Here is a 21,676-nt window from a genome sequence, read left to right on the forward strand (position 1 = left end):
AGCGCTAACCGGCGACCCGGCCGCGGACCGGCCACTTCGTGGCCGCCGCTCCCCAGGGGTCGCGGGTGCGGGGTTGGGAGTGCGGTCATGGCGGATTTGGGGTGTGCGGGGTGGTTGGTGGTGCGGTCATGGCGGTTTTGGGGTGTGCGGGGTGGTTGGTGGTGCGGTCATGGCGGTTTTGGGGTGTGCGGGGTGGTTGGTTGTGGGGGAGGTTGCGGTTAGTCGAGCAGGGCCACCGACGCGATTCGGTGGAGGGTGAAGTGGCGGGTGGCGCCGCTGACGGGGTCTACCGCGTCCAGTTGGCCGTTGCCTACTCGGAGCGGTTCGACTACTCGTTGGGTCGCTACGCCCTGGGCGTCCACGTAACCGATGTTGACCGGGCGGCCTACTCGCGCTGCCAGCTGGAGTAGCGCGAGGGTGGCCGCGGTGCCGGTGCGGGTGCCGTCGGTGCGGACCGAACGGCCGGTGCGGGCGCCCGCGGCGCGTTCGCCCGCGCGGAGTTCGGTGACCAGCTGGGAGAGCTGGTCGTCGTTGGGCGGGGTCGGCCGGTAGGGCCTGCGAGCCAGGGGGCGAACCGAAATCCTCGCGCCGCGGGGGCGCAGGTCGACGATGGTGCCGCCGGAATCCTCGCCCGCGGGGGCGAAGCCCGCTGTGCGGAGTTGGTCGAGCATCTCGGTCAGCGGGGCCAGGGCTATCGCCACGGTGGGGGCGATAGCGCGCAGGGCCAGGGTTTCGGCTACGGGGGCGGCGAGGACCTGGGCGAGCAGGGCCGGGTCGTCGCTGCGGAGGAAGGACTGGGCCATGCCTACCCGGAGCTGGCCGTGGCGGCGGGCCACGTCGTCGATGAGGTAGGTCAGCGACTGCGGCACGGGGGTGCGCGAGTGGGTGGCGAACAGGGCGTGGAGTTCGGCGGCGGTGAGTCCGGCGTCGAGGGCGCGGCGGACCGTGGCGTCGCTGACCCGGTACACCGTCGCGGCGCCCGCTGATTCGACGTTGGCGACCAGGGCGATCTTGCCGCGCAGTTCCGGGACGAGCGGGCCGGGCGCGATCACGGTGAGGTCGGCCTGGACCAGGACGTGGTCGACCGGTTTCGGCAGTGCCGCGGCCATTTCCGATTCGGCGTCGGCGACCGAACCGTGCAGCAGGGCCCTGGCGGCGGAGTCGAGGGCGCCGCGCCCGAGCAGGCCGACGATCGCTGCTTCGGCGAGGGTCGCGGTGACGGCTTCGAGGCGGAAGTGTCTGCGGCGGCGTGGCATTCGCCAAGCCAGCAGCTTGCCGATGTCGGCGGGAGTCATGGCGGTACCGGTCGGGTACTCGGCGAGCAAGCCGAGGATCGCCGCGCGGTCGCGCACCGCGTGCGGGACGCGCAGCTCCGCCGACAGGGCCGCGATCGGCTTGTCGGCGGCGTCGCGCATGCCGATCATCCACGGCATCCGATCCAGCTCGAGCCACGCTTGCGCGAGCGTTACCCAGCGGGTGGCGGGCGGGGCGTCGAGCCAGGAATCCGCGGCGGGCGTCGGTGCCCAGAAGTCGTCGGTGGCGTCGAGGTCGGGGGTCGGCTCGGGCAGGCCCTTTTCGACGAGTTTCGCGGCGGCCAGCAACTCGAGCAGCAAGCCGGTACGTAGCTCGTCGATGCCGGTCTGTTTGGCCAGTCTGCGCGATTCGCGCACGCCGAGTCCGCCTGCGCGCAGGGCGGGGGCGGGCAGCTTGCCGAGTGCGTCGATCAGGTCGCCCGCATCGCGCAGCAGCTCGCCCACTTCGCCCGCGCCGACGGCATTCACCTCGGTGGCGGTGTTCTTGACGAGTGCGGGTTTGGGCGGGGCGAGCGCGTGCGGGTCGGTGACGGGTTCGCCGCGCAGGACCTGGCCGACGGTGACGGGCAACTCCACGGTCTCGTCGTCGATCCAGTGCAGCAGCCGGGCGGCGAGCAGACGCGGCACCGGACGCTCGGGGTCGGTGCCGGGCGCGGCGTCCCTGGTGCGACCGCGCGGGCCGGTGGTCGCGAGTTTGTCCAGCAGCGCGCGGTCGGGTGGACTCGCCGTGGCCAGCGCGGCGACGACCTCGGGTTCGGTGAGGGCGTCCGGGAGCGCTGTCGTCGCGCCCAGCGGCCAGGGGAGGGCTTCGGCGGCACTGGGTGTCAGGTCGAGGTCGTCGCCGACCTGCCAGACGAGCGCGCGGTCGAGCAGACGGGTCAGCGCGGCGGTGAACGCGGTCTTGGTCACGCGATCTTTGAGCTGCGCGTGCAGGGTGGTGCGGGTGAGCCGCGTGAGCTCGGCGCCGATCGTGCGGGCGTCCTCATTGGCCGTGAGCGCCTCGATGATCGCGAACTCGAGCGTGTCGAGGTCGTCGGCGGCCCGCAACACCGACGCCCGCTGCTGGGCGCGCACCGCGAGCACCGACATCGACGCGGGCAGCGGCACCGCCAGGTCCGGCCGCAACTGCAGCAATTTCACCAGCTGGGCATCAGTGCGCGCACCGAGCCAATCGGCGAGAGAGTCTGTCGCGATCACTGATCGAGCCTACAGTTCTAGGCCGCCTCGATCTGGACTGAGCGAAGGGTGCGACATCATCCATATGCCAGAATGAGGCCGTGGTGAACAAATCGAATAAACCCTACGTCGACAACGGCTGGCCCGAGGTGGCCGACGGCGAGCACGCCGTGACCGAATTGTCGTCGACCCGCGCCGGTAACCTCTCGCCTTTCGGTGAGGACACCGAGTTTCCCGTCCCGGCCGCAACGCTGCCGTACGTGCATCCCCAGACCACCATCAACCGGGTGTAATTCGGACGAGAAAGACAAGAGCCCGCATCCTCGAGGATGCGGGCTCTTGTTGTGTCTACCGGCGATCAGGAGGGCAGCAGACCCTTGTTCGCCTGGAAGAAGTCGATCACGGCCGGGTCCAGCTGAGAACCCTTGGCGGAGTTGACGAAGTCGAGAGCCTGCTGCGGCACGGCGATGCCCTGCTGCTGCACGACGGTGAGTGCGCGGTCGACGGCCGAGAACACTTCCTGGCTCGGATCCTGTACCTGCGGCACAGTGACCTGCGGGGCCCAGCTCGGCGCCGAGGGAGCGACACGCTCGGACGGTCCGCTGCTCAAGCCGAGCTGCGAGGAGCAGGAGGGCCAAGCGCCCCAACCCTGAGAAGCGAGAACCTTTTCGGCCACCACGATCTGCTGTTCGCGGGTGGCGTTGTTGGCGGAGGCGGCGTACTCGCCACCGCCGTGTGCGTTCCAGGTGGAGGGCGAGAACTGCAGCCCACCCTGGTAACCATTGCCGGTGTTGATGCCCCAGTTGCCGCCGGCTTCACACTGTGCGAGGCGATCCCAGTCGGAGTCAGGGGCCGCGCTGGCGTTTCCTGCGAGGGCTGCAGCTGCGGTGCCGAAGATCGCGCCGGTGACGGCGACCTTGGCAGCTGTGCGCCCGGTGGAAGTCGGCTTGCGGTGGCGTCCACTCATATCGGGTTTCTTCCTCTCGTTCGCACCTGCATGTGGCCCGGACTGAGAGGTCTCCCGGTCCGCCCTCACCCCTTGTTTCCAATCGGGGTCCGGTACCCGCGGGGTGAGGTTCGGTGCGGCGGGCCGGTGGTTCCGGGGGTTACCCCGGCTGAGAGAAACGGTACGACGGTCAGCGGCGAATGTCACTATTTGGTAACCGGCGGGTCCCGGTGGGTCTCGGGGTCGTCTCAGGGTGATCCCCGATGTGTCCGCGCAGGTAGTTGGGGTGGCGAATGTGCGCGACGGCTGTGCGCTCACTTCGTGACCGTGCCGTTATGTGATGAAGATCACATGTTTGGTTGGATTACCGATGGCGAGGTAATCGGTTGACGCCTCAACGTGCGCGTCGGCCCGACCACAGCGCGAATATCAGCGCCAGCAGGAAGCCGACGGGCACGAGCATCGCCAGGCCGTAGAGCCACAGCCCTGGATCGCTGTCGGACACGATCGGCGTCACGAAGATCGCGATCACCGCCAGAATTCCGATTCCGAACAGGACGAGAGCCACGTGCAGCAGGCGATCGCCGGAGCGTCGCGGACCGGGCGAGGCCGGATCTGGTGAGTTCGTCACGGGTGAACCGTAAAACTGGTGTGCTCGCGATATAGCCACCGGGGTAGACTCGCATCACATCGCGTCCCGCCTTGTTGGGGGGCGCGTTCTTTTCGCGACAAGCAAAATTGTGTAACCCGGGCCACAAGGGTTCGGGTGCCGAATGATGAACGGGTGAGCGCAGTGCCGACCGGCCGGGTGAAGTGGTACGACGTCGAGAAGGGCTTCGGCTTCCTGTCTCAAGACGAGGGCGAGGACGTCTATGTGCGCTCGTCCGCGCTGCCCGAGGGCGTCGAGGGACTCAAGCCCGGACAGCGTGTCGAATTCGGCATGGCCGCCGGTCGCCGTGGCCCGCAGGCGCTCAGCGTGACGGTGCTCGAGGCTCCGCCGACTGTCGTTCGCGATCGTGACCGTGGGCGCGCGCCCGAGCGCAAAGACGCCGGGCCACGCAAGACGCCCGACGAGCTGCACGGCCTGGTCGAGGACATGATCACGCTGCTCGAGAGCACGGTGCAGCCGGACCTGCGGCGGGGCAAGTATCCGGATCGCAAGATGTCCCAGCGGATTTCCGAGGTGGTGCGGGCCGTGGCTCGCGAACTCGACCACTGAGATGTGAAAGAAACCGGCCCCGAACGACATTCGTTCGGGGCCGGTTCTCTCGGCTCAGGACTCGCGAGGCGCGGGCTCGGGAGTGACGATCGACCAGGCGGCGTGCGGGATGTAGCTTTCCTGCCCGGTGGCGATGTCACGGGCCAGGATCGGCAGCTGCACTTCGATGCCGATCAGGCGCAGGTCCGGTTCCGGCTTCGACTCGATGGTGAGTGCCCTGGCGCGGTCCGGGTAATCGGCGAAGCTGAGGACCCGGTCCAGCTGTTCGCCGTTGGGGCGCTGGTAGATCAGCTGGATGAGCCAGGGTGACTCGGAGACCGCGTCGGGCAGCGACAGCTGCACGGGCGCACCGTCGGGGACCTCCAGCGGCGCGGTCTCGCCGTACCGGCAGTTCTCCATCCGCACCGTGCAGTACATGAACGGGTCGACGGTGATCGTCGTGCCGTTCGCATACGCGGTGAGCTGCGGGTTGTGCGCTGGCGCCTTCGATACCGCCACCCCCACCCACACCGCGGTCACCGCGACGACCGCGAACAGTCCGGCCGCGACCAGCGCGACGATCGTTCGAGCGTTGAGCTTGCTCACCAGGTGGGGTCTCCTGTCCCTCTCGGATGGGTGTTGGGTACTTCCTGCTCGACGTGCTGGGGGCGATTGCCGCCCAGACCCGGCAGCAGCGAGTGCCCGGTGTAGCTGACGAAAGTCTGCAACAGTCCGGCCAGCAGGATCACGCTGATCAACGCGAAACCCTTCCAGTACTCGGTCGGCATCAGCACACCGGCCGCCCCGCCGACCACCCAGCTCAGTTGCAGCACGGTCTCCGAGCGCCCGAAGCCGGACGCGATCGACTCCGGCGGGAGGTCGTCCTGGATGGCGGCGTCGAGAGATACCTTCGCCAGGGCACTGGCCGCCGAGGCCACCAGCGCGGCCACGGCGGCGCCGAACAGGTTTCCGGTGAACGCCGCGAACAGCGCGACCACCGCGCACGCGCCGGTGCAGCCGAGGACCACCGGTGACGGCCTGCCCAGTTGCAGCCGGGCGCCGGTCGCGTTGCCGCCGAAGTTGCCGATGCCCGCCGCCGCGCCGACCAGGCCGAGCATCGCGGCCTGTTCGGTGGGGCTGCCGCCCGAACCCTTGGCGACGAAGGCGATGTAGAAGGTGAGAAAGCCGGTGAGCACGCGAATCGAACTGTTACCCCACAAGCCGGTAACGACGGCGCGCCCGAGTGGCTGACGCCGTTTCCGTGGCGGCACCGAGGATTCCTGGCCGCGTTCGATGACCTCGGTATGGGCATCGGGACCGTGATAGGTCAGCGTCGCGGGGACCTCGCCCTCGGTCACCTCGACCCAGCGTGGAATGCGCAGGCTGAGATACGCACCCGCGATGGCGATGCCGATGGCGAAGATCAACGCGCCGGTGGAACCGGCGATCAGGGCGGCGAGTGCGGCCAGCGAGCCCGCGCCGATGGTGCCGCCGACCAGCCCGAAGACAGTGAGCCGGGAATTGGTGCGGACCAGGTCGATATCCGGTGGCAGCACGCGCGGAGTCACCGCGCTCTTGAGAACCGCGAAGGATTTCGAGCCGACCATCATGCACAGGGCCAGCGGATACAGGCCCCAGGTGTCGATATTGAAGATCAACAGCAGCGCGAAACCCACGCGCAGGGCGAAGGTCGTCGCCAGCGCCAGCCTGCGACCGCGTTGCAGGCGGTCGAGCAGCGGGCCGATCAGCGGCGCGATCAGCGCGAACGGGGCGATGGTGATCAGCAGGTACAGGGCCACCTTGGTTTTGGATTCGGCGGTGGCGCTGGCGAAGAACAGGGTGTTGGCCAGGGCCACGGCGATCGCGGCGTCGAGCGCGAAGTTCGCCATGGTGGCGTAGGTGAGCGCGGTCAGGCCGGACTGATCGGCGCCGTCGGCCTTGGCGGCGCGCTGGAAGGTGGCGATGCCGCGTTCGGTGAGTTCGCGGCTGCGCATGGCGGCTACCCGGGTGACGGTGAGTTTGCGGGGGACGCGCTGGTTGACCGGGTCGTCGGCGCCTTCGTCGCGCGGGAAGGGGCGGGTGCCTTCGGGGCCGAGGTCGGCGTGCCGACCTCGGTCATCGCGGCCCGGAGCCGGATACTCATCGCGAGGTGGAACCGGTCGTGCGTGCTCGTCGCGCGACGGGATCGGCAGGCCCTTCTCATGCTGATCGCGAGGGTCTGGCGTGGGTCCGGGACGTCCTGCGTTCGGGGGCTGATCGCGTGAGTCCGGTGTGGGTCCGGGACGTCCTGCGTTCGGGGGCTGATCGCGTGAGTCCGGTGTGCGCCCGGCACGTCCTGCGTTCGGCACCGGGGTGGTCGGCGCGGCGGGGTCGGCGGGGCGGTTGCGGTGGAACAGGCTTTTCGACCGGACCGTCGGCGGCTCGGCGGGCAGCGGCCGTTCGGGCCGGGGGAAGACCTTGCGCGGTGCGCGCGGCGGGTACTGCCCGTAGCCGGGGTGCGGATCGGCGGCGGTACCGTCCCGGCGACCACGGTCGGGACCGGATGGATCGCGGGGCGTCGTCACAAGTCCAATTCTGTCGCACTCGGGCTGTGCGTGTTCACTCGCGCCGCGGCAATGTCGGCCACATCGTGTTATTTCGCGACGAACCGCACTTCGAATATGCGCGGCCAGTACTTTCCGGTCAGCAGGAACCGATCGGTGCCGGGCAGGTGAGCGATGCCGTTGAGCACGTCGGCGCCCGCTCGTTCGGCGGGTGTGAGCAGCCCGCCCGCCTCGATGACGGCGAGAATCCGGCCGGTCTCGGGATCGATGTGCAGTATTTCGTCCGACGGGTAGTTGTTCGCGTAGACGGTGCCGTCTTCGGCGCAGTCCAACTCGTTCGGCTTCGGATCGCGGTAACCGGACAGGGTCACCGAACCGGTCTGGGCGAACGTCACCCGGTCGCGGAAGGTGAGGGTGCCGGTGCCGTCGCTCATCACCAGCCGGTCTGGCTGCGCGCACAGACCCCAGCCCTCGCCCGCGTAGTCGGCGCGACCGGTTTCGGCGAGGGTGACCGGGTCGCGGGCGATGGCGAAGCCGTCCTGCCAGGTCAGCTGCCAGACGATCGCGCCCGCCCTGGTCATGCCCTCGCCGAACACCCGGCCGGGCAGGTCGACCCGAGCTGTTTCGGTGCCCGTGCGCTGGTCGGTGGCCCGCGCGGTCGACACGCCCCACATGCCGGTGCTCTCGTAGCGGACGCCGTCGACCACCTCCAGACCCTGGGTGAAGGCCTGCGGATCGTGCGGTGACGAGCCGATCACCTCGACTCGCAAGCGCGGCGGTCCGGGCTCGGGGGATCCGCTACAAGCACCCGCGCCGAGCACACTGACCAGCACTGCGACGGCCAACGAACTGCGATTGCACTTCATACGGCAAAATGTATGCCGTGAGCGCAGTATCTGTTTCGGAGTCCGGCGTGCGTCCCGTTCTGGCCGACGCGGCCGAGGTCGCACGTCGTGCGCTCGTCGCGTTGGAACCCGACGGGGTAGGAGTCCATCTGGGGGTGAGCGCCGAGGACGACACCGCGGCCACCCACCGGTTCGAGGCGACCCTGCCCGGCTACCGCGGCTGGCAGTGGGCCGTCGTCGTCGCCGCGCCCCCTGGCGCCGACCACGCGACGGTCAGCGAGTCGGCGTTGCTGCCTGCCATCGGTGCCCTGATCGCCCCCGATTTCATCCCGTGGGACCAGCGGGTCCGCCCCGGCGACCTCGGCCCCGGCGACCTGCTCGCCACGCCCGCCGACGACCCGCGCCTGGTCCCCGGCTACGTGGCCACGGGCGATCCGGTGATCGACGAGGTGGCCCGCGAGGTCGGCCTCGGCCGCGTGCAGGTACTCAGCGTCGAAGGCCGCGCCGATGCCGCCGAGCGCTGGTTCACCGAGTTCGGCCCCGACACCGAAATGGCCAAGGCCGCCCCGTCGACCTGCGGCTTGTGCGGCTTCTACCTGCCGCTGGCCGGCGCGCTGCGCGAGTCCTTCGGCGTCTGCGGCAATGCGATGGGCGCCGACGGGCACGTTGTGAACGTGGCCTACGGCTGCGGCGCGCACTCCGACGTGGCCGCCCCCAGCGGCAACGGTTCCCCCCTGTACGAGGCCTTCGACGACCACGCGGTCGATTTCGTCGAGATCGTCCGCCCCGCTGTCGAGGACGCGATCGACAAGGCCGCCGACGATCAGGCAACGGTGACCGGCGATGCCACGGCTGAGCCCGTCGACGCCGATCCCGCGACGGTGGTCGGCGATGTCGTGGCTGAGCCCGCTGATGCCGATCCCGCGACGGTGGTCGGCGATGTCGTGGCTGAGCCCGCTGATGCCGATTCCGCGACGGTGGTCGTGGAGGTTGTCGCCGAGACGACCGACCCGGCAATCGATGTCGTCGAGGTCTCAGCTGAAACGATCGCCTCGGTCTCCGAGGCCGCGACCGGGCAGGGTCCCGCTGACTCGTTGACCGAGATCGGCGAGGCCGCGGCCGAGCAGGCGGGCGATCAGCAGGAAACCGCCGAGGCCGAAGCAGTCGCCGCGGTGGCGGCCGAGCGTTCGGCGCTCGTCGAGGGCGCGCTGCCGGAGTCCGCTGACGAGGTCGTCACAGCTGAGATCGCATCAGTTGCCGAGGTTGTCGCGAACGACCTCGCCATCGATGCCGGGCCCAACACCGACGGCGAGCCGACCGCCGAGGTCGTGTCGGCCGCCGACACAGCGTCGGGCACGGATGTTGCGCTCGACGCTGACGCCGTTGCGGATACTCAGGCTGCGCCGGTTGCCGAGGTTGCGTCGGAGACGGATGCTGCGCCGGTTGCTGAGGTTGCGTCGGAGACGGATGCTGCGCCGGTTGCTGAGGTTGCGTCGGAGACGGATGCTGCGCCGGTTGCTGAGGTTGCGTCGAAGACGGATGCCGCGCCGGTCGCGGATGTCGCTTCGGGCGTGGCCGCAACGTCGCCCGATGTTGCGTCGGGCACGGATGTTGCGCCAGTCGCCGAGACAGCGGACGTGAGTGCTGACGCGCCCGCGGAAGACGATGCTGCGGCAAGCGGTGCGGGATCCGGCGAGAGTGCGGAGTCTGCTGATGTCAGTGAGCACGGATCGTCGGTGTCGCGCTGAACGGAGCGGGGGACCCGTTCGGCACCGCGCAGCTGCGGGCCGGAGTGCTTGCGGCGTGGCGGGATTCGCCGACGCGGTTGCGGGAGGACAGTGCCAGTGAGGCGGATCTGGTGGCCGCGGGCTACCGGGATCGGTTGCTCACCGAGCTCGCGCAGAACGCGGCCGACGCCGCGGCGAAGGCCGGTGTCGCGGGTGCGCTGCTCGTGCGGGTGCTCGACGGGCGCCTGCACGTCGCGAACACCGGTGCGCCACTGAGCGTTTCCGGTGTGCACGCGTTGACAGCGCTGCGTGCCTCCGGAAAGGCCGACACCACCCAGGTGGGTCGCTTCGGTGTCGGCTTCACCGCGGTGCGGTCCGTCGGCGATGAGATCGAGATCCGCTCGACGACCGGATCCATCCGCTTCTCCCGCGTGGCGACGCTGAACGCCTTGCACGACATCGGCATCGGCGTCCCCGATGACCTGGCCGCGATCGCACCCCCGGTCCTGCGACTGGCCTGGCCCGTCCCGACCACCCCGCCAGCGGGCACCGACACCGAAATCGTCGTCCACCTCCGCGACGACATCGACGCCGAAGCCCTCCTCGACGCCATGCGAGCCGAGGCCCCCGACCTCCTCCTGGAACTGCCTGCCCTGCAGCGCATCCGAATCGACACCGACGAATGCACCAGCGCAATAACCATCCTCGCCACTGCCCAACCCGCTGACGCCGTTCGCCCCGACCCAACGCGGGCTCGTGCCGCCTCCGCCGCTGACACCGCCGCTGCCGCTGACACCGCCGCTGCCGCTGACACCGCCGCTGCCGCTGACGCCGCAGCTGATGCCGGCGCCGACGCCACAGCCGCCGACGCCACGGCCACGGCCGCTGCCGCCACGGCTGATGCCGCTACCGCCACGGCCGCTACCGCCACCGCCACCGCCGATGAGACCGGCACCTTCTCCCAGCTGACAATCACCCTCCCGTCCGGAGCACGCCGAACGTGGTGGCAGTACCGCACTCCCAGGGCCCGCTGGCTACTCCCACTGCGAGACGGCCGCCCAGTCGCCACCGCCCCGGACGTCCTGCGAGCACCCACGCGCTCCGACGAGGAACTCTCCCTCCCCGCGATCCTGGTCGCCGACATCCCCATGCAACCCGATCGCCGCCGCCTCCTCCCCGGCGCCCGCCTCACCGAATTGGCAACGGGTTACGCGGATTTCGCCCGCGCGCTCCCGCCCCGGGACCGCCTCGTCCTGGTCCCCACCCCCGGCTTCGCCCGCAGCGAAGCCGACGGTCTCCTCCGCGAAGCCGTGATCGCCGAGCTTCGCACCAACCCCTGGTTGCCGGTCTGTGCCGTTCGCAACACCGAACCGGCGGACCCGTGGGACCCCATCGAACCCACACCGCGAAATGCCGGGCCCGGCGGCACAACTGGCGAATCGGCAGCGCCCGGTGACGACAGCCTCGCTGTCCCCGGTGAAACCGCGCCGATCGGCAAGGATGTTCCAGACCTCATGGATCTCCTCGCAGCTGACGGGGACGACGGCTCCGGCCTCGCGACGACGTTCGGGCCGGGTGAGTCCGCACCGTTGCGCGGCGACCTCCCCGACCCCTTCGCGTCGGAAGCATCGGCCACGTACGGACCCGCCGGAGCGGACTTGCCATGTAGCACGCCGACCCGGGCGCGCGTATTTCCCGATCTCACACCGGAATTGGCGACGATTCTGGCCGAGATCACCGGGCCACTGGTGATTCCGGAGCTGTCCGGACGCGCCGGTCAGGACAAGCTGGCGGTCCTCGATGTCCATCGGCTCGGGCCGGCCGCACTGGCCGAGTTGTCGAGCGGGCTGGAACGTGAACCACGGTGGTGGCGGCGGCTTTACGCCGCGCTGGAACCGTTCGTTGTCGATACCAGGACCGCTGAGGAATTCGGCGCGCTGGCCGTGCCGCTGACCGACGGGCGATTGGTGACCGGGCCGCGGACCGTGGTGCTCGATGATCAGCTCACGGTGGCGGTGCCGGTGCACTGGGCTCGCCTGGCCCACCCGGACGCCACGCACCCGCTCCTGGGTCGGCTGGGTGCCCGCAGTGCGAGTTCGGATGACCTGCTCACCGATCCGGCTCTGCGCGACCTGCTCGAGCACGATCCGGCCGACCCGGACACCGTCGCCGCCGTCCTCCAACTGGCACCTTTCGCCTCCGCCGATTCGCTACCGGACTGGCTCGGCCTGCTCGAACTGCCCGACGACACCGGCGAACTCCGCCCGGCCGACGAGCTACTGCTCCCAGGAGCCCCGCTGGCCGACATCCTGGCCGCGGACTCGCCCTTCGGCACCATCGCCGACACCACCGTCGCCGAGTACGGCGAGCGGGCCTTGCGCGCGATCGGTGTCGGCTGGGGTTTCGCGATACTCACCGACCCGGAGCCGATCGGCCCCGACCACGACCTCGACGACGAACAGTCCTGGTGGAACAGCCTTTCCGATGATCCACGCGAGCTGACAGCGGTCCGGGATCTAGACCTGGTCGACGAAGACCGCTGGCCGCAAGCCTTGCGCCACTTGCTGTCCGAGCCACGCACCCGCGCGCTGCTCGCCGATCGCGACGGCTACACCACCTGGTGGCTGCACCGCCACGCTCACATCGACGGCATTCCGCTGGGTCGGCTCCACCACCCCGACGACAACGAATTCGCCGGGCTCCTACCAGTTTTCGAGGCGATCGGCATAGAGGGCGCTGATCTCGACACCTTGCGCCCCGTGCTCGTCCGCCCTGACATCATGTCCGCCGAGCTGGCCGAGGAACTCCTCGACGCCCTGGCCGATCCATCGAAAACCCCTGCCCCCGAGATAATCGCCCGAACCCATGCCCGCCTGGCCGCCGCGGTCGCGGCGGGCGTTCTCGATCCGCGCGAACTCGATCTCCCCGAGCAGATCCGCGCCTTGTCCGGCGACGTCGTCGACGCGAGCACCGTCATGGTCCTCGATCAGCCCTGCTTCGGCCTGGTCGTCCCCTCGGTGCGCCTCGTCGTCGGTGACACGGCGCACGCCGAGGCGCTGGCCACCCTGCTGGACCTACCGCTGGTCTCGGACGAGATCAGCGCCGAGGTGCTCGGCACCGGTCGCCGAAGCACCTGGGCCGCGGAACCTTTGGGCGTGGTGCTGCGCCAGCTGTGGTCCCCGCGGGACGCCACCGGCGACCTGGTCTTGCACGAGACTCTCGAAGTGCATCTGCGCGGCGCGATCTCGGGCACTGTCCGCGTCCCGTGGTGGTGCGAAGGCGATGTGGTCCACGTACAGGTGCCGCGAGGCCAGTAGTGGACTACTCCGCGTGGGCGGTGATCATCTCGGCGAGCAGATCGAGCTGAACCTGCACGGACTCACTGTCGTCATCGACCAGCCACCGCAGCACAATCCCGTCGATCACATTGAGAATGAACCGGCTCAGCGCCGTCACCGGCGTGGTCCACTGCGTTTCGGTCGCCTCGCGGCAATGGTCGATCACATCGGCGACGGTGTTGTCATTGAACCCGTACTGCTCGCGCGCGATCGCCAGCTTGGCGGGAGTCGACTCACCCTCGCGCAACGCGTAGGTGGTGGTCTCGTAGGTCAGCAACTGCCGTTCGGGAGTGGCTTCGATGTTGCGCCACATCAGTTCCAATCCGCGGCGCACCAATTTCTGAAATGCTTCTTTTCCTGTTCCGGCGTCTTCCCATACCGATTCATCGGCATCAACGGAATCCCGCAATTCCATAGACAGCGCTTTGACCAGCTCGGTCATCAGCGCGTCCTTGTTTTCGAAACAGTAATGCACCACACCTAGCGAGACGCCCGCCGCTTGGGCGACATCGCGCGTGGTCACGCCCGCCACGCCCTTTTTCTCGGCGAGACCGATCGCTGCCTCGATCAGGTGGGCTCGTCGTTCTTCGACGCTCAATCGGGAGGACACTGTGCGAGTTAAGCGCTCGCGCCACGAACAGTCAATTCGCCGGTCCGCCGGAAAATCCTGGACATTTGACCAGTTTATGTGGTTGTCTCCCAGATGGAAGTCGCGAAGGAGTCGCCCGATGTCCCTGTCCCGCCGCACCATGCTCGCCGCCTCGGCACTGGGTGCCACAGCGCTGCCCGTCCTCTCGAGTATGGGAATGCCCGTCGCGCACGCGAATCCGGATGGATTCGAATTCGGGCTCGGTATCGCCGACCTCACGGGCCCGGCCGCGGAATGCGGCATGATGGGCTACTCCCAACTCGAACAGACCACGGCGGGAATTCATCTGCGCCCGCGCGCTCGTGCGTTCGTGATCGGTGCGGGCGGAAATCGGATCGCGTTCGTCGCGGTGGAGAATGGCGCGGTGTTCGGCTCGGTACACGGCGCGGTGCTGCTCGCGCTCGCGCGCCGTTTCGGTGATCGGTATTCGGAACGAAATGTCGTACTCACCTCCACGCATACCCACGCCAGTTGTGGTGGTTCCGCGCACGACTACGCCTACACGCTGGCGACGCTGGGATTTCAGCAGCAGGTCTTCGACGCCGAGGTCGACGGGATCGTGGAGGCGATCATCGCGGCCGACGCGGACTTCGCGCCTGGTGCCATCTCCCTCGGCCGCGCACAACTGCACGACGCCAGCGTGAACCGCTCGCGCGTGGCCTTCGACCGCAATCCGGCCGCCGATCGCACGGTGTTCCCCGATGCGATCGACCCCGCGGTGACCACGTTGGCGTTCGCCAGGAAGGGTCGTCAGGTCGGCACGCTCACCTGGTTCGCCACCCACAACACCTCGATGACCAACGCGAACCGCCTGATCAGCTCCGACAACAAGGGCTACGCCAGCTACGCCGCCGAACACCTCGAACACGGCGTGCGCCACCTCGACGGCGCCGACTTCATCGCCGCCTTCGCGCAGACCAATGCCGGCGACATGTCGCCCAACCTCGACCTCCAACCCGGCCATGGACCGACCGACAATGAGTTCGACAACACCAGGATCCTCGGCGAACGCCAGCACCACGCGGCGAAAGAGGCCGCGGCGCAGGGTACCGCGCAGCAGGCCGAGGTCGCCTCGATGCTGTGCTACATCGACCTCGCCGCGCTCACGATCGACGGCCGCTTCACCCCCGACGGCGCCCCGCGACGCACCTCCCCGGCCGCGGCGGGCGTCTCCCTGGCGGCGGGCAGCGTCGAGGACGGCCCCGGCCTGCCCGGCGGCCCGATCCCCGAAGGTGTGCGCAACCCGCTGGTCGACTTCCTCGGCGGCATCGACCATCCACACCCCGCCTGGCTCGCCGACGCGCAGGCCCCGAAGGCGATCTTCGCCCCACTCGGACTGATGCCGCCGGTGCCGTGGGTGCCGAATGTGGTGCCGATCCAGCTGATTCGCATCGGTGACCTGTATCTGGCCGCCGCGGGCGCCGAATTCACGATCGTCGCCGGGCTGCGCGTGCGACGCGCGGTGGCGGCGGTACTCGGCGTCGAGCTGGAACAGGTGCTGCTACAGGGCTATTCGAACAGCTACCACGAATACGTCACCACACCTGAGGAATACGATGCGCAGCACTACGAGGGCGCCTCGACCCTGTTCGGCCGCTACACGCTGTGTGGGTATGTGCAGGAATTCACCAGACTGGCGGAGGCGTTCGCCACGGGGCAGGCGGTCGGGCGCGGCCCGGCACCGCGCGATGTCTCGGCGCTACAGCCGAACTTCGCCGCCGTGCCAGGGCCCGACGCGACCCCGCAGGGCCGTGGCTTCGGTGATGTCCTGATCCAGCCGTCATCGTGTGGACGCGGCGAACAGGCGGCCGTCGAATTCGTCTCGGCCCACCCGAAACACAATCCGCGCCGCGGCGACACCTTCCTGCACGTGCAGCGAAAGACCGCGGCGGGCTGGGCGCGGGTGGCCAACGAAGGCGAATGGGACGTCCGCTTCCACTGGCGCACAGCGGGCGCCGCGGTCTCGATCGCCCGCTTCACGTGGGATATCCCCACGACCGCCGAACCCGGCGTGCATCGATTCGTGCACTACGCCGATGTCTTGGGCGCCGACGGCACGCTCCGCCCCATCACCGGGACCAGCGACGAATTCGCAGTGGCCTAGTCGGTGTCGAGCCCCACCTGAGCGCCCTTGTCCCCGCGCCGCGCGGAACGACGCTGCAAGAGGAAGATCGACGACCCCAGCACGCCCACAACGAGCCCCATCAGGCACACCGGGCGGGCATCGGCCCAGCTCGCGTTGATCCACACCACCGCCGTCGCGATGGCCCACAGGGCGAAGCCACCCAGCACAACGGGGCGCGGGTCGACCAGGATTCGGGGCAGTTGAGGTATCTCGGGACTGACAGGTCCGGCATCCATACCCAAACAGTAGCCGTGTGAAACCCATCAGCCCAGCCGGATTTACCGTAGAGTTCTGCACTGTGACAACGCCATCGGACGTCCGTGCCCTGGCCGGTGATCTTTCACTGGCCGTCGTGCGGCTCACGAGACACCTGCGCGGGCGCCGTACCGACGCGCAGATCTCGCTTACTCAGCTGTCGGCTTTGGCGACGCTGGCTCGTGACGGCGCGATGACGCCCGGCGCGCTGGCAGGCAAAGAACGCGTGCAACCACCGTCGATGACCCGCGTCATCGCCTCGCTCTCCGACCTCGACCTGGTCCAGCGTCGCCCGCACCCGACCGACGGCCGACAGATCATCGTTTCGCTCTCGTCCGCCGGTCGCGCGCTGATCGCCGACGAGACCAATGCCCGCGAGGTATGGATGACCGGTCAGCTCGCCGGCCTGCGCCCCGAGCAGATCGCGGTGCTCGGGGAAGCCGTCGGCATCATGAACCAGATCGTCGCCGAATCGGAGTGATCAGCTCGACGGCCGCGCCGCATCCGCCGACACCACGTCATGGCCGAGCGGGAACAGCGACAGTGGCACCAGCTTGAGATTCGCCCAGGCGAACGGCAGGCCGATGATCGTCACCGCGAGCGCGATGCTGGTGAACACGTGGCCGAGCGCCAGCCACCAACCCGCGAATACGAACCAGATCACATTGCCGATCAATGAACCCGCGCCCGCGCTCGGTTTGTCGACTACCGTGCGGCCGAACGGCCAGAGCACGTACCCGGCCAGCCGTAGCGAGGCGATCCCGAACGGGATGGTGACGATCAGGATGAAACAGATCAGTGCCGCGAGTAGGTACCCCAGTGCCATCCAGAACCCGCACAGCACCACCCAGAGCACGTTCAAGATCAACTGGACAATCTTCATGCTTCCAGCATGCCAGGATTAGCCGGTGGCCGAAGTGATCGATATCGAGGACCCCACCGACCCGCGCGTCGACGACTTCCGTGACCTGTCCAATGCCGACCGCAGGCCGGACCTGCCGGGCCGAAAAGGCCTGGTCATCGCCGAGGGCGTAGTGGTAGTCCAGCGGATGCTCGACTCACGTTTCACGCCGAGCGCACTGCTCGGCGTGGGGAAACGATTCGAAACCCTCGCCGACGACCTCGCCGATCGGGACCTGCCGTACTACCGCGCGAGCGCGGCGGTGATGGCGGAGGTGGTCGGCTTCCATCTCAACCGCGGGGTACTCGCCGTCGCGCCGCGTCCGGCTGAGCTCACCGTCGACGAGGTGCTCGACGGCGCGCGCACGGTGGCGGTCCTGGAAGGCGTCAACGATCACGAGAACCTCGGTTCGATGTTCCGCAACGCCGCGGGGCTCGGCGCCGACGCGGTGCTGTTCGGCGACCGGTGTGCCGATCCGCTCTATCGGCGGGCGGTGAGGGTGTCGATGGGGCATGTGCTCCGGGTGCCGTTCGCGCAATTGCCGCAGTGGCCGGAGAGTCTGGACCTCGTGCGGAACAAGGGTTTCCAGATCATCGCGTTGACGCCGAATCCCGCAGCGGTGAATCTAGCGACGGCCATGACGGGGGAGCGGGTGGCGCTGCTGCTCGGTGCCGAAGGGCCCGGCTTGACCGAGGAAGCCATGCGCGCCACCGATATTCGTGCCCGCATCCCGATGTCGCCCGGTACCGATTCGCTCAATGTCGCGACCGCCGCGGCCATGGCGTTCTACGAACGTGTGCGTATCTCATGACCCAGGAGTGCGAGGGTCCGTATCGGGCGCAAGCGGATTCGGTGCCATGGGCGGCGGGCGGCACCGTTGTCGTGCTGGTCGCGCTGCTCGGCGGGGTCGCGGTGTATGCCTTCGGCTGTGCGCTGGCCGCGGTCAATCCGCTGCTGGCGATCGCGGTGAACGTGGTGGCCGCGGGCGGGGTAGCGCCGACGGCCTGGCGGTGGCGGTTCACGCCGGTGGTGCGGTGGGTGCTGGCCGGTGCGGCCGCGGCGGTGGTGCTCGGCTGGATCGCCGTGATCATCGACGAGATCAGCTGAGGGCTCACACCACCCGATCGACACCGCGCAGCCACCCGAGTAGCCCGCGCCTGCGCCGCGTCGCCGCACCGGGGCGGCCCACCAGCAGTTGCTGCTGTTCGGGCGCCTGGCCTTTCGGGTACAGCGTGAAACCGCAGACCGCGAGGTCACCGGGTGCGAGCCGGCCGGGAGCGGCCGGGGTCAGGTAGCGGAAGCCGAGCCATTCGGCATTGGCGGCGTCGGCGAAATCCGGCGGATCGAACGGCAGCGACTGCGGTGCGGGATGATCCGCACCCCGCCACGGCACCGGATGCTCACCCGCCCAGAACGTTCGCTCCCACACCATCGGGAGCCCTTCGTTCTCGAGAATGTCCACCCTGGTGGAACTGAACGACCGCCGGAACTCGCCACGCTCCCAATGCGCGAACGCGCCCCAGTGCGGCTTCGAGTCGTAGGACACCAGATAGGTGTGCTCGGAAGCGAGCGGCCGCACCAGCAGATCAGGCAGTTTCGTCGGCCGGACCAGCGCGGCCTCGGCCGTACACACCACGGTCAACCCGGGATAACACCCGATGTAGACCTCGTCCCGATCCGGCGCCGCACAACCACTCAGCGTCCCGACCATGTGTGGCTGAACATCATGGTCCGGATACAACTGCCCGGCCAACGCCGCCGCCGCAACAGGATCGGACTCGACGTTTCCCGTCAGCACCGCGACAGGATCAGGAGTATCGACGTACCAGATCGAAGAAGCCGCGGACATCAGCCACCTCCCATCTGTGCCGCCACTGCGCGTATCAAGCCAGACCCAGTCGGGAGTTCCGTCACATCGGCGGCCGACTGTCTGGTCGGTGATATGTCAGCTCGTGCCCGGTGAGTTACCCATGTACTCGCGACTGCTTGGCGTTGGTTAGTTTCCGGAGCTGCGGACGCCCAACAGGACGTCTTCCCATGAAGGCATAGGCGCTTTGCCTCGCTTGGTTCGCGCAGGCTTCGGTGCGGGCTTCTCCGCGGCCGGTTCCTCAGCAGCGGGCTTCTCCTGCTGTGCCGCGGGCTGGCTCGGCGCCGCGGGTACCGGGGCGGCGGGCTTCGGCGTGGCCGGAATCGGTGCCGCGGGGATGGGCGCGGCCGGAATCGCCGCCGTGCCACCGCCTGCCGCGACCTGACGCTGCTCGTAGTACTCGTCCACGTTCGGCGCCGGACGACTCTGCGGCCGGGCGGCCGGTGCGGCGATCTGCTCGCGCGGACGCGGCTCCACCGGGGTCGGCGGTTCGAGCACCGGCGAGGCGGCCGGAACCGGCGTGGGCAGGATCGTCGCCAGCCCACGCAGCGCGCGGCCGAAGTCGGGATCGATCAGGTCGTTGGCCGGATCGTCGAGACCGGACACCGAGCCGCCGTGCGCGTCGGGCTGGTAGCGCCAGTGCGCCGCGATCTCGGAGTGCCCGTGTCGCCACTGCAATTGGGCGACCCAGAAACCCTTTTCGTCTTTCCATGCATCCCACTCGGCCTGTTCGATGGTGTGGCCGCGCTCGGCGAAGGCCGCGGTGACGATCTCGTGCAGCGTTTCCACCGCGGGGCCGTCGGGGCGCACCGGGTGGGCCTTCTGCGCCAGTTCGGCGGCGCGGGCGCGCTCGAGTAGTACAGGGTAGGCGAATCGTTCGACTTTGGATTCCGGCATCCCGGACTCCGCCGTGACCTGCTCGACGGACGCTCCAGCGCGAATACGGGCCTGAATATCTTTAGGACGCATAGTCGCCTCCGTTTCGATCTCGATCTGGCCGAATCGTGCGAGGTCGCCGCGCGCCGCCGCGCGGAGCTTGTCGTCGGCGGGCAACCGGAACTTGGTACCGGACTCGGTGTCGCTGCACACGATGTGCGTGGAGTCGGGCGTCACCCCGATCACTCGAAGTTCACGCACGTTACCTCCCTATCGCGTCGGCTACGACACCGCCCACTTTCCTTGACAGTAGTGCACATTACTTGGCCGTGGCAGCAGACACGCACGACTTAAATCGCGCGCCAACCCTGCCCAGGGGGCTAATCTGAGCGGCTCACCACACGAATTCCGCTTGTGTACAGGGGTTTTGGTGATAGATCAACATCAAATCTCGGTACCGAGATCTGTCAAAACTCGGCGAATTTTGCGAATGTATGCAAAGGGCCGGTGTGTGGCGAACTCTGAGAGTTCGCCACACACCGGCCCGATGTCGGTCTTATTTCAGAGCTGGCCGACGACCCAGTCGATCGAACGGGTCAGCTGCGAAACGTCTTCCGGGTCGATCGCCGGGAACATGCCGACACGCAGCTGGTTACGGCCCAGCTTGCGGTAGGGCTCGGTGTCGACGATGCCGTTGGCGCGCAGGATCTTGGCGACCTGGGCCGCGTCGACCGCGTCGTCGAAGTCGATGGTGCCGACAACCTGCGAGCGGTGCGCCGGGTTGGTCACGTACGGGGTGGCGAACGAGCTCGACTCGGCCCACGAGTACAGGCGCGAGGACGAGTCCAGGGTGCGTTTCACGGTCCAGTCGAGGCCGCCGTTGGCGTTCATCCACTCGATCTGATCGGCGAACAGCAGCAGGGTGGCCAGCGCCGGGGTGTTGTAGGTCTGGTCCTTGGAGGAGTTGTCGACCGCGATCGGCAGCGACAGGAACTCCGGGGTCCAGCGACCCGATTCCTTGATCTCGGCGACGCGGGCGAGCGCGGCCGGGCTCATGATCGCGATCCACAGGCCACCGTCGGCGGCGAAGCACTTCTGCGGGGCGAAGTAGTACACGTCGGAGTCGGCGATGTTCACCGGCAGACCGCCCGCGCCCGAGGTGGCGTCGATGGCGATCAGGGCGTTCTCCGAGCCGACCGGACGCGACACCGGGATGGACACACCGGTGGAGGTCTCGTTGTGGGCCCAGCCGATGAGGTCGACCGAGGGGTCCGACACGGGCTCGGGCGCGCTGCCCGGCTCGGCCTTGACGACGATCGGGTCACCGATGAAGGGGTTGCCCTTGGCGACCGAGGCGAACTTCGAGGAGAACTCGCCGTTGGTCAGGTGCAGCGAACGCTCGCGGATCAGGCCGAAGGCGGCGGCATCCCAGAACGCGGTGGTGCCACCGTTGCCGAGCACGACCTCGTAGCCGTCGGGCAGGGAGAACAGCTCACGCAGGCCGTTGCGAACGCGGGCGACCACGTCCTTGACCGGCTTCTGTCGATGCGAGGTACCGAACACCGAGGCGCCGACAGTCACCAGGGACTGCAGCTGCTCCGGGCGGACCTTGGAGGGGCCGCAGCCGAACCGTCCGTCTGCGGGCTTGAGGTCGGCGGGAATTGTCGGGAACGCACTGGTCATGGGGGCGAGTTTAGTGGTGGGCGGATCGCGGTTGTCGGGGTGGGTGGCGCTGTGAGGCGGGACACTGGGCGTCTGTGGTGGGTAGAGGTTGGGCGGGGGAGTCGGGATCCGTTGCCCAGTTGTCCCAGGCAGGTTTGACGCTGTGTTTATTGGCGCGCTGGCGCGCGCGTGTCCGCGGCCCCGAGGGGCCGCCGGTTAGCGCTCGAGACTAGAGCCTTCGGCTCAGCGCTTTCG

The 21,676-nt window shown here is 68.6% G+C and carries 19 protein-coding genes and 1 pseudogene; 8 read left to right on the forward strand and 12 right to left on the reverse strand.

Annotation, left to right across the window (positions count from 1 at the left end; translation table 11 throughout):
• Positions 1-218: 218 nt before the first annotated feature.
• Positions 219-2,510: a helicase-associated domain-containing protein gene (locus tag ACFWO8_RS32835; RefSeq protein WP_378974498.1), complete on the reverse strand. Its 2,292-nt coding sequence runs from the start codon at positions 2,508-2,510 to the stop codon at positions 219-221.
• An 80-nt stretch (positions 2,511-2,590) separates the two neighbouring features.
• Between ACFWO8_RS32835 and ACFWO8_RS32840 the strand changes: the two genes are divergently transcribed.
• Complete coding sequence (locus tag ACFWO8_RS32840; RefSeq protein WP_378974505.1) at positions 2,591-2,782, forward strand: hypothetical protein; 192 nt, start codon at positions 2,591-2,593, stop codon at positions 2,780-2,782.
• Between the two features lie 65 nt (positions 2,783-2,847).
• Here ACFWO8_RS32840 and ACFWO8_RS32845 read toward each other — a convergent pair whose 3' ends face one another.
• Together ACFWO8_RS32845 and ACFWO8_RS32850 are read right to left on the reverse strand one after the other, a co-directional pair.
• Entirely contained in the window at positions 2,848-3,456 is a 609-nt protein-coding gene (locus tag ACFWO8_RS32845) for a transglycosylase family protein (RefSeq protein ID WP_378913991.1), read from the reverse strand.
• A gap of 373 nt (positions 3,457-3,829) precedes the next feature.
• Positions 3,830-4,066: a hypothetical protein gene (locus ACFWO8_RS32850; protein ID WP_378974509.1), complete on the reverse strand. Its 237-nt coding sequence runs from the start codon at positions 4,064-4,066 to the stop codon at positions 3,830-3,832.
• A 162-nt stretch (positions 4,067-4,228) separates the two neighbouring features.
• Between ACFWO8_RS32850 and ACFWO8_RS32855 the strand changes: the two genes are divergently transcribed.
• Positions 4,229-4,654: a cold-shock protein gene (locus ACFWO8_RS32855; protein ID WP_378974577.1), complete on the forward strand. Its 426-nt coding sequence runs from the start codon at positions 4,229-4,231 to the stop codon at positions 4,652-4,654.
• Positions 4,655-4,708: 54 nt separating this feature from the next.
• On the opposite strand, the gene ACFWO8_RS32860 is transcribed toward ACFWO8_RS32855, so the two are convergent.
• The 3 genes from ACFWO8_RS32860 to ACFWO8_RS32870 form a co-directional block, all read right to left on the reverse strand.
• Entirely contained in the window at positions 4,709-5,239 is a 531-nt protein-coding gene (locus tag ACFWO8_RS32860) for a DUF2771 domain-containing protein (protein WP_378974512.1), read from the reverse strand.
• Positions 5,236-7,197 (reverse strand): MFS transporter, encoded by a 1,962-nt coding sequence (locus tag ACFWO8_RS32865; protein ID WP_378974517.1) that lies wholly within the window; start codon positions 7,195-7,197, stop codon positions 5,236-5,238. The genes ACFWO8_RS32860 and ACFWO8_RS32865 overlap by 4 nt, the downstream gene beginning before the upstream one ends.
• A 68-nt stretch (positions 7,198-7,265) precedes the next feature.
• On the reverse strand, positions 7,266-8,042 hold the full coding sequence (locus ACFWO8_RS32870) for a glutaminyl-peptide cyclotransferase (protein WP_378974522.1): 777 nt from the start codon (positions 8,040-8,042) through the stop codon (positions 7,266-7,268).
• A gap of 8 nt (positions 8,043-8,050) precedes the next feature.
• On the opposite strand from ACFWO8_RS32870, the pseudogene ACFWO8_RS32875 reads away from it, so the two are divergent.
• Both ACFWO8_RS32875 and ACFWO8_RS32880 read left to right on the forward strand, forming a co-directional pair.
• Positions 8,051-8,893, forward strand: a pseudogene (locus ACFWO8_RS32875) (DUF3027 domain-containing protein); the annotation flags it as partial.
• 920 nt (positions 8,894-9,813) lie between these two features.
• Complete coding sequence (locus ACFWO8_RS32880; RefSeq protein ID WP_378974526.1) at positions 9,814-13,065, forward strand: sacsin N-terminal ATP-binding-like domain-containing protein; 3,252 nt, start codon at positions 9,814-9,816, stop codon at positions 13,063-13,065.
• 4 nt (positions 13,066-13,069) lie between these two features.
• Here ACFWO8_RS32880 and ACFWO8_RS32885 read toward each other — a convergent pair whose 3' ends face one another.
• Complete coding sequence (locus ACFWO8_RS32885; protein WP_378974529.1) at positions 13,070-13,837, reverse strand: TetR/AcrR family transcriptional regulator; 768 nt, start codon at positions 13,835-13,837, stop codon at positions 13,070-13,072.
• On the opposite strand from ACFWO8_RS32885, the gene ACFWO8_RS32890 reads away from it, so the two are divergent.
• Positions 13,815-15,839 (forward strand): neutral/alkaline non-lysosomal ceramidase N-terminal domain-containing protein, encoded by a 2,025-nt coding sequence (locus ACFWO8_RS32890; RefSeq protein WP_378974534.1) that lies wholly within the window; start codon positions 13,815-13,817, stop codon positions 15,837-15,839. The two genes, ACFWO8_RS32885 and ACFWO8_RS32890, sit on opposite strands and share 23 nt — an antisense overlap.
• On the opposite strand, the gene ACFWO8_RS32895 is transcribed toward ACFWO8_RS32890, so the two are convergent.
• Complete coding sequence (locus ACFWO8_RS32895; protein ID WP_378974537.1) at positions 15,836-16,096, reverse strand: DUF2530 domain-containing protein; 261 nt, start codon at positions 16,094-16,096, stop codon at positions 15,836-15,838. The two genes, ACFWO8_RS32890 and ACFWO8_RS32895, sit on opposite strands and share 4 nt — an antisense overlap.
• A gap of 62 nt (positions 16,097-16,158) precedes the next feature.
• On the opposite strand from ACFWO8_RS32895, the gene ACFWO8_RS32900 reads away from it, so the two are divergent.
• A complete protein-coding gene (locus ACFWO8_RS32900) occupies positions 16,159-16,596 on the forward strand; it encodes a MarR family winged helix-turn-helix transcriptional regulator (RefSeq protein WP_378914000.1) in 438 nt (145 codons plus the stop codon).
• On the opposite strand, the gene ACFWO8_RS32905 is transcribed toward ACFWO8_RS32900, so the two are convergent.
• Positions 16,597-16,998, reverse strand: a complete 402-nt coding sequence (locus ACFWO8_RS32905) for a YccF domain-containing protein (RefSeq protein WP_378974542.1) — start codon at positions 16,996-16,998, stop codon at positions 16,597-16,599.
• Between the two features lie 25 nt (positions 16,999-17,023).
• Here ACFWO8_RS32905 and ACFWO8_RS32910 point away from each other — a divergent pair, with 25 nt between their 5' ends.
• Positions 17,024-17,827 (forward strand): TrmH family RNA methyltransferase, encoded by an 804-nt coding sequence (locus tag ACFWO8_RS32910; protein ID WP_378974547.1) that lies wholly within the window; start codon positions 17,024-17,026, stop codon positions 17,825-17,827.
• The gene (locus tag ACFWO8_RS32915) at positions 17,824-18,123 is read left to right on the forward strand and encodes a DUF2537 domain-containing protein (RefSeq protein ID WP_378974555.1); all 300 of its coding nucleotides are present in this window, start codon (positions 17,824-17,826) and stop codon (positions 18,121-18,123) included. The genes ACFWO8_RS32910 and ACFWO8_RS32915 overlap by 4 nt, the downstream gene beginning before the upstream one ends.
• Before the next feature lie 4 nt (positions 18,124-18,127).
• Here ACFWO8_RS32915 and ACFWO8_RS32920 read toward each other — a convergent pair whose 3' ends face one another.
• From ACFWO8_RS32920 to serC, 3 genes are all read right to left on the reverse strand, one after another.
• Positions 18,128-18,865 carry a DUF6928 family protein gene (locus ACFWO8_RS32920; RefSeq protein WP_378974560.1) on the reverse strand — a complete coding sequence of 246 codons (738 nt, stop codon included), beginning with the start codon at positions 18,863-18,865 and terminating at the stop codon, positions 18,128-18,130.
• Between the two features lie 147 nt (positions 18,866-19,012).
• Complete coding sequence (gene sepH, locus ACFWO8_RS32925; RefSeq protein WP_378974565.1) at positions 19,013-20,020, reverse strand: septation protein SepH; 1,008 nt, start codon at positions 20,018-20,020, stop codon at positions 19,013-19,015.
• A 300-nt stretch (positions 20,021-20,320) separates the two neighbouring features.
• Positions 20,321-21,442 carry a phosphoserine transaminase gene (gene serC, locus ACFWO8_RS32930; RefSeq protein WP_378974570.1) on the reverse strand — a complete coding sequence of 374 codons (1,122 nt, stop codon included), beginning with the start codon at positions 21,440-21,442 and terminating at the stop codon, positions 20,321-20,323.
• Between the last annotated feature and the right edge of the window lie 234 nt (positions 21,443-21,676).

Origin of the sequence: Nocardia sp. NPDC058480 (assembly GCF_042720495.1) — a bacterium.
In the GTDB taxonomy this organism is placed as follows: domain Bacteria; phylum Actinomycetota; class Actinomycetes; order Mycobacteriales; family Mycobacteriaceae; genus Nocardia.